General features: G+C 36.5%; 12 protein-coding genes and 2 riboswitches. Of the genes, 4 read left to right on the forward strand and 8 right to left on the reverse strand.

Annotation, left to right across the window (positions count from 1 at the left end; genetic code table 11):
* Positions 1-60: 60 nt before the first annotated feature.
* Positions 61-1455, forward strand: a complete 1395-nt coding sequence (locus MKY00_RS21160) for an L-cystine transporter (RefSeq protein WP_001094339.1) — start codon at positions 61-63, stop codon at positions 1453-1455.
* A gap of 239 nt (positions 1456-1694) precedes the next feature.
* On the opposite strand, the gene MKY00_RS21165 is transcribed toward MKY00_RS21160, so the two are convergent.
* Complete coding sequence (locus tag MKY00_RS21165) at positions 1695-2093, reverse strand: hypothetical protein (protein WP_016718478.1); 399 nt, start codon at positions 2091-2093, stop codon at positions 1695-1697.
* An 87-nt stretch (positions 2094-2180) separates the two neighbouring features.
* The gene (locus MKY00_RS21170) at positions 2181-2396 is read right to left on the reverse strand and encodes a DUF3912 family protein (RefSeq protein WP_001008330.1); all 216 of its coding nucleotides are present in this window, start codon (positions 2394-2396) and stop codon (positions 2181-2183) included.
* 253 nt (positions 2397-2649) lie between these two features.
* Between MKY00_RS21170 and MKY00_RS21175 the strand changes: the two genes are divergently transcribed.
* The gene (locus MKY00_RS21175; protein WP_061184067.1) at positions 2650-2961 is read left to right on the forward strand and encodes a hypothetical protein; all 312 of its coding nucleotides are present in this window, start codon (positions 2650-2652) and stop codon (positions 2959-2961) included.
* Positions 2962-2997: 36 nt separating this feature from the next.
* On the opposite strand, the gene MKY00_RS21180 is transcribed toward MKY00_RS21175, so the two are convergent.
* The 6 genes from MKY00_RS21180 to MKY00_RS21205 form a co-directional block, all read right to left on the reverse strand.
* Positions 2998-3486, reverse strand: a complete 489-nt coding sequence (locus MKY00_RS21180; protein ID WP_000764258.1) for a hypothetical protein — start codon at positions 3484-3486, stop codon at positions 2998-3000.
* Between the two features lie 79 nt (positions 3487-3565).
* Positions 3566-3940, reverse strand: a complete 375-nt coding sequence (locus MKY00_RS21185; protein WP_001012337.1) for a nucleoside 2-deoxyribosyltransferase — start codon at positions 3938-3940, stop codon at positions 3566-3568.
* A 96-nt stretch (positions 3941-4036) separates the two neighbouring features.
* Complete coding sequence (locus tag MKY00_RS21190) at positions 4037-4330, reverse strand: DUF3966 domain-containing protein (RefSeq protein WP_046648288.1); 294 nt, start codon at positions 4328-4330, stop codon at positions 4037-4039.
* Positions 4331-4393: 63 nt separating this feature from the next.
* Positions 4394-5452 carry an undecaprenyldiphospho-muramoylpentapeptide beta-N-acetylglucosaminyltransferase gene (gene murG / locus MKY00_RS21195; RefSeq protein ID WP_016718480.1) on the reverse strand — a complete coding sequence of 353 codons (1059 nt, stop codon included), beginning with the start codon at positions 5450-5452 and terminating at the stop codon, positions 4394-4396.
* Between the two features lie 18 nt (positions 5453-5470).
* On the reverse strand, positions 5471-8869 hold the full coding sequence (metH, locus tag MKY00_RS21200) for a methionine synthase (protein WP_016718481.1): 3399 nt from the start codon (positions 8867-8869) through the stop codon (positions 5471-5473).
* A complete protein-coding gene (locus tag MKY00_RS21205) occupies positions 8869-10701 on the reverse strand; it encodes a bifunctional homocysteine S-methyltransferase/methylenetetrahydrofolate reductase (protein WP_000770334.1) in 1833 nt (610 codons plus the stop codon). Before MKY00_RS21205 ends, metH begins: the two co-directional genes overlap by 1 nt.
* A gap of 70 nt (positions 10702-10771) precedes the next feature.
* Positions 10772-10881, reverse strand: a riboswitch (SAM riboswitch).
* Positions 10882-11083: 202 nt separating this feature from the next.
* A riboswitch (SAM riboswitch) is annotated at positions 11084-11193 on the forward strand.
* Positions 11194-11287: 94 nt separating this feature from the next.
* On the opposite strand from MKY00_RS21205, the gene metI reads away from it, so the two are divergent.
* Both metI and metC read left to right on the forward strand, forming a co-directional pair.
* Positions 11288-12400 (forward strand): cystathionine gamma-synthase/O-acetylhomoserine thiolyase, encoded by a 1113-nt coding sequence (metI, locus tag MKY00_RS21210; protein ID WP_016718482.1) that lies wholly within the window; start codon positions 11288-11290, stop codon positions 12398-12400.
* A complete protein-coding gene (gene metC, locus MKY00_RS21215; RefSeq protein ID WP_016718483.1) occupies positions 12397-13560 on the forward strand; it encodes a cystathionine beta-lyase in 1164 nt (387 codons plus the stop codon). The genes metI and metC overlap by 4 nt, the downstream gene beginning before the upstream one ends.
* Positions 13561-13711 lie beyond the last annotated feature (151 nt).

Raw genomic sequence — 13711 nt, forward strand, 5'->3', positions numbered from 1 at the left:
GACTTATAGGTTTTATTGACTTATATTCTATATAACAGATTGGAATTAGGGGGAATCAACATGAATACACTGCTTGTCGGAATTAACGTTGCAGTCATGCTCATTTTAGTTGGCGTATTATATTATATGCAACGTAAGCATGTATCTTTTAATAAACGCGTATTTACCGCTTTAGGAGTCGGAATTATCTTCGGTCTTATATTACAATTTATTTATGAGCCAACTTCTAAAGTAATTATTGAATCAAATACTTGGTTTGGCTTAATCGGTAACGGTTATGTGAAGTTACTTCAAATGATCGTTATGCCACTTATTTTAGTATCTATTATTTCAGCATTTACAAAATTACAGTTAACGAAAAACCTTGGTAAAATTAGTGGTCTTATTATCGGAATTTTAATTCTTACTACAGGAATTGCTGCAGCTGTCGGTATCGCTGCAAGTGCAGGATTTGATGTATCTGCAACTGGTCTGCAACAAGGTGATGCAGAATCTGCTCGTCTGAAGCTAGTTGAAGAAAGATTTACTTCTATTGAAAAAACAACAATTCCAGATAAATTATTAGAACTATTGCCTACAAATCCATTTCTTGATTTAACAGGCGCTCGTCCAACATCAACAATTTCTGTTGTAATATTTGCAGCCTTTATCGGCATCGCCTTTATAGGTGTAAAACGAAAATATCCAGAACAAGCAGAGCTATTTAAGAAAATGCTTGATGCTGTATATGCAATTGTAATGCGTATGGTAACATTAATTTTACGTCTTACTCCATACGGCGTATTAGCTCTTATGGCAAAAACAGTTGCTGGTAGCGACATAAATGCTATTTTAAAACTTGGTAACTTCGTGTTAGCGTCTTACGTAGCACTTATCGTAATGTTCGTTATCCACTTATTATTAATTGCTCTATCTGGTTTAAATCCAATTCAATATTTGAAAAAGGTGTTCCCTGTATTAACATTTGCATTCACATCTCGCTCTAGTGCTGGCGCAATGCCATTAAATATTGAAGCACAAAAAGAAAAGCTTGGTATTTCTGAAGGGATTGCAAACTTCGCAGCATCATTTGGAGTATCTATCGGACAAAACGGTTGCGCAGGTATTTATCCAGCGATGCTTGCAATGATGGTCGCTCCAACTGTAGGAATCGATCCATTACAACCACAATTTATTTTAACTTTAATCGCTGTCGTTGCGATTAGCTCATTCGGTGTTGCCGGTGTTGGTGGCGGTGCAACATTCGCAGCGTTAATCGTACTATCTACAATGAACTTACCAATCGGTATTGTCGCTCTTGTTATCTCAGTTGAACCATTAATCGATATGGGGCGTACAGCTCTTAACGTAAGTGGTTCTATGACAGCAGGTCTTATTTCTAGTAAATGGCTTGGTGAATTAGATCAAGATACGTACAATCAAGATGATACAAAAACTGGTGAAATTGCTTCATAATAAAAAGGACGCTAACAAAACTGTTAGCGTCCCTTTTTATTTCTTTTCATCTTCCTCTTTATCTTTTATACATAAGGCATAACATATTGTTTCAAACACTATGTATAAAGCTTTACCAATTACTTCAGCCATGGCAAAACACCACCTGTATATTAGAATAGATAATTATAAATAAATTATATATCTTTTCGAATCTTTATAAAAATTACACTTTTGTAAGGTTTTATAAAAACCGTGCTTTATACTTCTACTAAAAACTCTTCTAGTTGCTCTTTTAACTCCTCCTCAATCTCATCACAAGATTCATCAACTAGTTCCCCTACTTTCTTACTCCCAAAAATGTTTGATTGAATTGAAATTCCTAAAAAGATTCTTTCGCATTTCCAAATTGGAATATCGTGAAATTCAATCATCTCTTTTTCTTCATCTAATATAGCTATAGCAACTGATGAATAATAACCCACCTCAAAAGGATTCTCTTTCCCCCGCGCAAATTCCATATCTAACTCCATGTTTTTTTCTATGTATAAATACGAATACTCTTTATACAGTTTAAGTGATATTCTCTCTATTTCCTTCTCCATGCATTGAATGTTCTCTTTTAACTCCAATGTAAAATCTCGTTCTGTATACTTCATCTCAGTCTCCTTACACATAGAAAAAGAGAATACAATAACATATTCTCTTTCCTCACATATATTTCATTATCTCACAGCCCGTCCTTTTCACAAATAACCATTTTGTTCGCACCATTTATGAAATTGTCCTACGTCTACTCCAACTAACACGATATCCTTTAGCTCTACATCAATGATTTGTTCTCCAATTACAATAGCAAACTGCGATTCTAATTTTGTCTCGTTTTTCTTTACAATTCCAATTCGGTTCCGATGCGGTCCATCTTTTATATATGCTTTTTGTCCTACAATATCAAAGTTCAAGATCTTCACCTCTTTTACTGCGCTCAAATTGGAAATACGATCTCCACCTCGGAAAATTTCCTTTCATTGCACTATTTCTCTATATATATGACGAAACAATAAAAGAGTCCTTCCTTCTTTACAATTATTTTTTCTTTGTTTCATTTTTGTGATTGAAACGTAAAGTTTATAATAAAATACACTTGGAAGCGCTTTCTATGTAATTTTTTATGTTATAATGTATAAGTAGAACTTCGTAAAGAGGGTTAAAAAAATGAATACAAAAATGATAAAAAAAGTAATTGAAGCATTAAAAGTATATGGCTTTCAGAATGTATCATTCTGTGACAAAACGAAGCAATTTTTATTTCATAACGAAACCGATATTATGAGCGGCTATGCAGAAATAACATATAGTAGTCAATTTGAAAAATTCAGCGTACAAATTCATCCTATTGAAACGCATCACCAAGCAGAGTTACAAGAGGTTGAAAGACATATACAGGCCTGTATAAGAAAAGTGGAATATTTAAACGCACTTCTTAGCGGACAAACAAAACTAGATGATAAAATTATTATAATGTAAAAAAAGAACGTGATAGCCTCACGTTCTTTTTTTACATTATACGTTCATCTTTTCCTTCAGTTGTAATCCTGTAATAGACTCTAATACATCCATTGCTTCTCCAAATGTCATGTCAAAAATTGTTTTATCTTCTATGTATGGAAACTGTCTGAAACGCTTTTCTAACATTTTCACAGCATCCGACGTAAAGTGTGCACTATCAATGCTAAATTCTGTTTCAAGAAGAACGATCCAATCTAACACATGAAAACCTAATCCATTTACAAATGAAATAAGTTTTTCTTCTGGCTGTGAAGATAAAAATACGTGTCGTTCCATCTCACTAAAAAGTTCTTCTCCTAAAATATGCGCTAATTCATCATCATGTTCGCGATCAATGATTTCTTCATAACCATAATCATCAACAAGCTCTTCTACTTCTTCACTATCTGCAAAAAGTAATTGGTTAAGCTGCGCATCTTTCTTAAATTCACTATTTTGTACGACTTCTAAAAAACTCGTTTCCCATCCATTTTCTAATTTCATATTATGTACTCCTTTATATACATTTCTTATCATCACTGTACCCAAAAGATCACTTTTATAACCTTGTAGACAGTTACTATTATTTCACATGATTCATAACATAAGATGCAAATTCTGCTGCATCTCCTTCAAAAATATTTATTTCTGGCAAATGATAGAACGTTGTTTGGAGCAGATTTCCTTCATGATATACATATATATTTTTCTCTAGCGCAATCGCCATTCCAAACTCTGTGTGGCTGCCGTTTCCACCATCTAATATAAGTAAAAATACATCCGCTTCTTTAATAGCATTCTTTTCTGCCTGACCAATTTCTCTTAATTGTTCTTGATTCACTGCTCTTTCATTTCTTGTCCAATCATATGTATGGTGCCATCCTGCATGTTTCAGTTCATTTGCTATAGAACGTACAAGGTGTTTATTTTGGAATCCTGAGGCGATATAAAAATTCATTTATATACACTCCTTCATTATATAAGGGGGAAACTCCATTTTAGCGTTATTTGCTATAAATATAATAAAGAATAACTTCAAAAAAAATCCCCATCTTTAAAACTTATTTGCGTTTAAATGATGGGATGCCTCATGGTCTTCTTTTATTTTTTGTTTTTTATAACTTTCATCAGCTAACATTTCTAGTTCAGCTGTTATTTCTGATTTTTCAAGCTCTCTTTCTTGCGAAAACTTCCTTGAAATATAAACAATAACACTACCAACGTACAACACAAAGCATATAATAAGTGCAGTATTTTCATAGAGACTTAGCTCCAACACAGTCACTCCTAATCCATTCGTATTTTCACGCTTCTTTAATTGGAATTTCCCTACTAATCCATTTGCTATTGTAACATAAAAACACCGTTTCTTGGAATCTTTCACCCTATTAAAAGAGGCATGATTGTTTCATCATGCCTCTGAAATATGTTGAATAATTGTTTGAATTGCTTCTTTTCCATTATATTTTTTTAGAGCTGTTTTATACATTTCATTATTTTGATTTAATTCTTCGACATGCTTTATAAGAGATTTCACAGTCACATCTTCTTCATACAATACGGAAGCATATCCTTGTCTTTCAAAAGACTCTGCATTTAGTATTTGATCTCCACGACTTGCAAATTTCGATAGTGGAATTAAAACCATCGGCTTTTGCAATGTTAAAAACTCAAAAATGGCATTAGAGCCCGCACGTGAAATAACAAAATCTGTTATCGCTAATATGTCTGGCAGTTCTCCATGTACATATTCAAATTGTCTATATCCTTCTTTATTTTGTAAACTTTCATCAAGATTACCTTTTCCGCAAAGGTGAACAATTTGATATTTTTTCAGAAGTTCTGGTAACGCTTCTCGAACCGTTTCATTAATTTTCTTCGCGCCCAAACTTCCTCCCATAATTGTAATAACTGGCTTTTTACGTGAAAAACCTAAAAATGCTAAACCTTTTTCCCGATTTCCCTTTAGCACTTCTTCACGTACAGGAGAACCTGTATAGATTACTTTTTCTTTCGGCAAATGTTTCGCAGCTTCTTCAAATGTAACAAATATTTTCGAAGCAAAACGGAGCGCAATTTTGTTTGCTAGTCCTGGCGTCATATCAGATTCATGTAATAAAACAGGGACTCTATTTAGCCATCCTCCAATTACGACTGGTACAGATACGAAACCACCTTTTGAAAAAATCACATCCGGTTTTAGTTTTCGAATCCTTACATACGCTTCCATAACGCCCTTCATTACAAGAAATGGATCTTTTATATTTTTCAAATCAAAATAACGGCGTAGCTTTCCGCTCGCAATACTATAGTACGGAATGCCTTCCTTTTCTATAATTGTTTTCTCAATTCCTTGATGAGAACCAATATAAGAAATATCCCAATTTTGTTCTTGTAAATGCGGAATGATGGCTAAATTAGGTGTTACATGCCCTGCCGAACCGCCACCTGTAAAGACTATTTTCTTCATACGTCTCCCCCTTCTACACTATAATACACTAAAATATCTTGCCTCAGGGTGAGAAAATACCATAGCCGTTACAGATGCTTCTGGCTCCATCATAAATCCTTCCGTTAATGAAATGCCTATTTCTTCTGGATGAATAAGACGAAATAGCTTTTCTTGATCCGCGAGTTCTGGACATGCTGGATAACCGAAGGACACGCGTATCCCTCTATATTTCGTGCGAAAACGTTCTTCCATTGTCAGTTCTGGTGAATCTGGAATACCCCAACGGTCACGAATAAGCATATGTGTCTTTTCAGCAAGTCCTTCTGCTAGTTCGAGCGCTAACGATTGAATGGCATGACTGCGTAAATAATCACCTTTCGCTTTCCACTCTTCAGCAATGTCACGAACACCTTCTCCAACCGTAACAGATAGGAAAGCAACATAGTCCATCTCATCTCCAACTGGGCGTAAATAATCACCTAAAGTACGATATGGTGCTTTTCCTTGTCTTGGGAATGTGAAACGTTCTATAACACGCGTATGATCTTCTGGATCATATATTACAATATTCTGTCCGTCACTTTGCGCTGGGAAAAATTGATACACTGCTTTCGGTTTTAACCAAGATTGTCCTTCCTGCAATAATTCATCTATTAAATCATTTAATTCATGCGCTCTTTTATCTCCCTCTCGCAAAAGTTTCTTCACACTTCCCTTTAGGCCAAGGTGATGTCCAAGCAGCATTTGTCTATTTAGAAATGGCGCGAGATGTGAAACAGGAACATCTCTTAATACAATTCGTTTTGTTGAATCCGGCACGATAACCTCAGCCTTCGGTAATGGCTCAATTACTGCTGGAATTTCTACTTTCTTCTCTTCTTTTGTTACGATATGAAGATGACGTTCTTTTTTATCCTGCTTCATCTTCTCACGCTCTTCTTCTTTTTGAAGCTTATTAATAATATCCAGCCCCGTCATCGCATCACTTGCATAACATACGAGCCCTTTATAAGATGGCGAAATGCGATTATCTGTAAACTTTCTCGTTAACGCTGCCCCGCCTACAACAATTGGAATATCAATATCCGCCGCTTTTAAATCTTCAGCAGTCGTTACCATTTGTTGAGCCGATTTTACTAATAAACCAGAAAGACCTATAATATCAGGCTTCTTTTCTTGTACTTCTTGCACAATTCGATCCGAGCGAACATTAATTCCTAAATTAATAATCTCATATCCGTTATTTGCTAAAATAATTTCAACGAGATTTTTCCCAATATCATGCACATCACCTTTTACAGTTGCTAATAATACTTTCCCTTTTTTCGCACTATCGCTAGATTCCATATGTGGCTCTAAATAACTTACAGCAGCTTTCATACTTTCAGCACTTTGCAATACTTCAGCAACGATAAGCTCATTATTATTAAATAATCGTCCTACCTCATCCATTCCTGTCATAAGTGGGCCATTAATAATATCCAAAGGTTTTCTTCCTTCTGTAAGTGCGAGACTTAAATCTTCGTGTAAACCTTGTTTCGTACCTTCTACAATGTAATTTGCGAGCCTTTCATCAAGAGTTAATGTTTCTTGGACAACAACATCTTTCTTTTTTGCCACGCGATAGAAGTTTGTAAATTTTTCTAACGTCTCTTGCGTCGTTTCAAAAAGCAATGCATCTGCAAGGCGTTTTTCTTCATCAGGAATTGACGCATAGCGCTCTAATTTTTCCGTATTTACAATCGCGTAATCTAACCCTGCTTTCGTTGCATGATATAAAAAGACGGAATTTAACACTTCGCGGCCAGCTGGTGGTAAACCAAATGATATGTTACTTACACCTAAAATCGTTAAACACTCTGGTAATGCTTCTTTAATAAGGCGAATCCCTTCTATCGTCGCAGCCGCCGAGCCAATATACTCTTCATCACCTGTCCCTACAGGAAATACAAGTGCATCAAAAATAATATCTGATGGGCGTATACCATATTTCTTCGTCAATAACTCATAACTTCTTTTCGCAATTTCTAGTTTTCTTTCCGCACTTACTGCCATTCCATCTTCATCGATTGTTCCAACTACAATTGCAGCACCATATTTACGAAGAAGCGGTGTCACTTTTTTAAATCGCTCTTCTCCATCTTCTAAATTAATTGAATTAATAACAGCTTTCCCTTGAATATAAGTAAGAGCTCGCTCCATCACATGTTCATCTGTTGAGTCAATCATAATCGGTACTTTTAACACTTTCGTAACTTCTGCCAAGAAGTTTTCCATATCTTCTATTTCATCGCGGTCCGGGTCTGCCATACAAATATCAATAATATGAGCATTTTTCTTCACTTGCGCTCTAGCGATTTCAGCAGCCTCTTCAAATTTCCCTTCTGCTACTAATCGTTTAAATTTACGTGATCCAATAACATTTGTTCTTTCACCAACAAATAACGGTCTCATAGAGTCATCATATTGCAGTGCCTCTAATCCACTAACCCCATGTCCCTCTCTCTCTTGCTGTTCACGAGGTTTAAGAGACGTTAATGCAGATTTCATTGCTTTTATATGTTCTGGTGTTGTACCACAACAACCACCGATGATATTAACCCATCCTTCTTCGGCAAATCGCTTCACTTTCTCGGCAAGCGAGGATGGAGATTCATGATAATGTCCATCTTCATCAGGAAGACCTGCATTTGGATAACAAGAAATGTAACACTCCGATAAATCAGATAGAGAACGAATATGGTCTCTCATAAACTCCGGACCAGTCGCACAGTTTAATCCAACAGATAATGGCTTCATATGTTCTACCGATAAGTAAAAAGCCTCAATTGTTTGCCCAGCTAGAGTCGTTCCCATCGGTTCAATCGTTCCCGAAATCATGATAGGTACAATTGTATTTAGTTCATCAAAAGCCGCTTGAATTCCAATATAAGCAGCCTTCACGTTACGCATATCTTGACTCGTCTCAACGAGTAATACATCCACTTCTCCTTTCAACAATCCTCTTGCCTGCCGCGTATAGGCTTCAATTAATTCTTCAAACGTTACACCACCAGTAACACTAATCGCTTTCGTTGTCGGTCCCATTGCTCCCGCAACATATACTTCCTTCCCGCTTTCTTCGACTGCTTGCTTCGCTAAACGCGCTGCCTTCTCATTTAGCTCCTCGTCTAAATGAGATAACTCATAATCACTTAGTACAATATTGGTTGCCCCAAATGTATTTGTTTCAATAATATCCGCTCCAGCTTCAATATAAGCTTTATGAATCTTTAAAATAACATCTGGTCTTGTTTCTACTAAATACTCATTACACCCTTCGTACTCCTCTCCTCCGAAATCTTCCGCAGTTAAATCCTCTTGCTGGATCATCGTTCCCATTGCACCATCTAATATTAAGATGTTATTTTGTAATTTTTCTTCTATACATTTCATCAATTAATACCTTCTTTCACTTCTTGCTTTTCTCTCACATATTTAACAAGATGTTCTGTAATTTCATATTTTAGAAATGGTGTAATAAGATAAATGCCGTTAAAGTATTTCATCGCAGCATCGATCAATTCTTGAGAAATACGAATCCCTTCCTCAATTGCTGCCTCTTTCGTTTCATGTCCATCCATTCTCTCTCTTACTGCTTCAGGTAAAGTAATACCCGGCACCTCAAAATGAAGAAAATCTGCATTCCGTTTACTTATTAATGGCATAATCCCAATAAAAATAGGTTGTTCTAAATGCTTTGTCGCTTCATACACTTCTTCAATTAACGCGATATCATAGATTGGCTGCGTTAAGAAATATTCTGCTCCAGCATCTATTTTCCGTTCCATTCGCTTAACCGCTGCTTTTAAATGTCTTACATGCGGGTTAAATGCACCGCCCACAGAAAACCTTGTTGCCGGTCCAATGGATTTCCCTAAAACGGAACGCCCATCGTTCATTTCTTTAATCATTTTAATGAGCTCGATAGAGGACAAATCATATACAGAAGTGGCACCTGGAAAATCACCAACGCGTGCTGGATCTCCAGTTAAAGCTAACACTTCTTCCATCCCTAACGCTGATAATCCTAGTAAATGAGATTGTAGTCCGATGACGTTATGGTCTCTACATGTTAAGTGCGTCAATACCGGAATATCATGCTTCGTTAATAATGCTCCCATTGCCATATTCGAGATACGGGGCGATGCTAACGAATTATCTGCTAGAGTAATAGCATCTGCTCCAGCTCTTTTCAATGCTCTTGCGCCTTCAAAAAACCGCTGCGTATCTAACGTTTTTGGTGGATCTAATTCCACTACTACTGTCGTTTGTTTTTTTGCTTTCTCTGCTAAAGTGACATGAGCTTTTGAACGTTTCTCATGTGTATGAACTACTTTCGGTCTTTGAACCGTATCCTTTTCTATTACAGGCGTAACATTTAGAGTAGCACGTTTCATACTTTCAATATGTTCTGGAGTCGTGCCACAACAACCGCCCAATAACCGAATACCTTGCTCAATAAATTTCGGTGTCATCGCTTCAAAATAAGCTGGACTTCCCTCATATACGTAGCGTCCCTCCACATAATTTGGGAGACCTGCATTTGGATATGCTGACAAGTAACCATTTTTCGGAATCGATATCATTTTAAAAGCTTCCGTCATATGAAGTGGCCCTAGTTGGCAGTTCAATCCAACAACATTTGCACCGTAATCTAAAAGCTGTTTTAATATTTCATTTACATCATTTCCATTTTGAGTCGTACCCGCCTCATGTAACGCCAATTGCGCTACAATTGGAATATTTGTTTCTTTTCGTAACACCTGGACAGCATGAAGTAATTCAAACTCATCATAAAAAGTCTCTAATAGCAGTCCATCTACCTGTTCTTCTAATAATGCACTTGCCTGTTCCAGTAACATAAATTCTCGCTCCATATCAGTTGTCGTAACCGCCCCGATATGTTTCATACCACCAATTGTGCCTAAAATTGCATTTCTGTCTGTAACAGATGCTTTCGCCAGTTTTACTGCCGCTCTATTAATTTCAGTAACTTGATTTTCTAATCCATACATACGTAATTTCGCTTCATTTGCTCCGTACGTATTTGTTTGAATCACATCTGCCCCAGCCGCTACATATTGCTTATGAATCGATATAATTAAATCTGGATCAGATATATTCAATTCTTCAAAACTACTTTGTAAACCATGTGAATGTAATAACGTCCCAACCGCACCATCACCTATTACAATTCCTTTTGATAATAAATCTAGTAATTTCACAAATCTCCCTCATTTCTATCAATATAAAAACCCCCTCTTCACTTTGAAGAGGGGGACATAATCGATCCTCCTCTTATTATGCAAAACATTCGTTTTGCAGGTATTAGCACCGTTTCAAACATTTCGTTTGAAGGTTGCCGGGTTTCACAGGGCCTTTCCCTCCACCGCTCTCAATAAGAGTTTGTCTTTATTATTTTATTTATGTAGCTAAAAGGAAATGCGTTCCCCTTTTAACAATGTTTGTTAATTTTTTATAAATTTAGCACGCACAAATACAAAAGTCAATGACACTTGCGGAAAAATAAAAATTATTTAAAATAAAGTTGCAATTCAATTATCTTTTGTTGTAAAGTTAAAAACATAATAAAATTTCATACGAACATTCTTATCTAGAGAGGTAGAGGGACTGGCCCTATGACGCCTCAGCAACCATTAACATTTGTTAATAAGGTGCTAATTCCAGCAAATTGTGAAAGATTTGACAGATGAGAAGAAGACTCTATTCAAACCGAAAGCCTTCTTCTTAGAAGGCTTTTTTTATTTTATATTCAACTAATGGTTCAATTTAAAAAGGAGGAATTTTCACATGTCAACTATCGAAACAAAATTAGCGCAAATCGGAAACCGGAGTGAAACTACAACAGGAACTGTTAATCCACCTGTTTATTTTTCAACTGCTTATCGTCACGAAGGAATTGGTAAATCTACTGGATTTGATTATTCACGAACTGGAAATCCAACGCGCGGCCTATTAGAACAGGCAATCGCAGACTTAGAATGCGGCGAACAAGGTTATGCCTGTAGTTCAGGGATGGCAGCCGTTCTTCTTGTCCTTTCCCTATTCCGCTCTGGAGACGAACTTATTGTTTCCGAAGATTTATACGGTGGCACTTATCGATTATTTTCTGAGCACGAAAAAAAGTGGAACGTTCGATGTAGATACGTAAATACACAATCTATTAAACAAATTGAGCAAGCCATCACAACGAAAACGAAGGCTATTTTCATAGAAACTCCAACTAATCCATTAATGCAAGTTACCGATATTGCCGCTGTTGCAACTGTAGCGAAAAGACACGGACTACTTCTTATTGTAGACAACACATTCTACACACCTTATATACAGCAGCCATTAACAGAAGGTGCCGATATCGTACTTCATAGTGCAACGAAATATTTAGGTGGTCATAACGATGTACTAAGCGGACTTGTCGTTGCAAAAGGAAAGGAACTTTGTGAGGAAATCGCTCATTATCATAATGCCTCTGGTGCAGTCTTAAGTCCATTTGACTCATGGCTATTAATTCGTGGTATGAAAACGTTAGCGCTTCGCATGAGACAACATGAAGAAAATGCAAAAGCAGTTGTTGCTTATTTAAATGATGAGGATGGGGTGACAGATGTATTTTATCCTGGAAGAGGCGGCATGATCTCATTTCGTCTGAAAGATGAAACATGGATTAATCCATTCTTACAATCTTTATCCTTAATTACATTTGCCGAAAGTCTCGGTGGTGTTGAAAGTTTAATGACATATCCAGCAACGCAAACACACGCTGATATTCCTGAAGAAATTAGAACAGCAAACGGTGTATGTAATCGTCTTCTTCGATTTTCCGTTGGTATTGAAAATAGTAACGATTTAATTCAAGATTTACAGCAAGCCATTAAACTTGTAAAAGAAGGTGTAAGAATATGAGTTATTCTATAGATACACTCTTACTGCACAACCAATATAAACATGACTCGCAAACAGGAGCTGTTAACGTTCCCATCTATAACACATCAACATTTCACCAATTTGATGTAGATACGTTCGGGAAATATGACTATAGCAGGTCAGGAAATCCAACTCGTGAAGCTCTTGAAGACATCATTGCTTTATTAGAAGGCGGAACAAAAGGATTTGCCTTCGCATCAGGAATTGCAGCGATTTCTACTGCATTCCTCCTCCTTTCACAAGGTGATCACGTACTCATTTCAGAAGACGTATACGGAGGGACTTATCGAATGATAACTGAAGTTCTCTCCCGTTACGGTGTTTCACATACATTTGTTGATATGACCAATTTAGAAGAAATAAAACAAAACATTAAGCCAAATACAAAACTCTTTTATGTAGAAACACCTTCCAATCCACTTTTAAAAGTAACAGATATTCGTGCTGTTTCTAAACTTGCAAAATCTATTGGCGCCCTTACTTTTGTTGATAATACATTTTTGACACCACTATTCCAGAAACCACTTGACCTTGGCGCTGATGTCGTTCTTCATAGTGCCACAAAATTCATTGCCGGTCATAGTGATGTTACTGCCGGATTAGCAGTTGTAAAAGATGCCGATCTCGCTCAAAAACTTGGCTTTTTACAAAATTCATTCGGCGCTATTCTAGGCCCGCAAGATTGTTCTCTCGTACTTCGTGGTCTAAAAACATTGCATGTACGTCTTGAGCATTCAGCTGCTAATGCCAATAAAATTGCACACTATTTACAAGAGCACGCTAAAGTTCAAAATGTCTATTATCCAGGATTACAAACACATCTTGGATTTAACATTCAACAATCTCAAGCTACATCAGCAGGAGCTGTCCTATCTTTCACTTTACAATCAGAAGACGCACTCCGCCAATTTTTATCAAAAGTAAAATTACCTGTCTTTGCGGTTAGTTTAGGGGCTGTCGAATCGATCCTTTCCTACCCAGCTAAAATGTCACATGCAGCACTATCGCAAGAAGCTCGTGATGAAAGAGGGATTTCAAATTCATTACTTCGGCTATCCGTCGGTCTTGAAAATGTTGACGATTTAATATCCGATTTTGAAAATGCCCTTTCTTATGTAGAAGAACCTGTAAATGCATAGAGAGCAGAGAAGATATGAAATTAAATTATCATATCTTCTTTTTTACGCTGATAAGTATATTTGTCAACCCTTCGTATAATCCATAAAAAAATGACAGATCACTATCTATTTCCAAGTAATGAGTTAATTGATATATTAAGAAGTAAAAAAG

It is taken from the genome of Bacillus sp. FSL R9-9834 (assembly GCF_038006905.1).
Lineage (GTDB): Bacteria > Bacillota > Bacilli > Bacillales > Bacillaceae_G > Bacillus_A > Bacillus_A pacificus.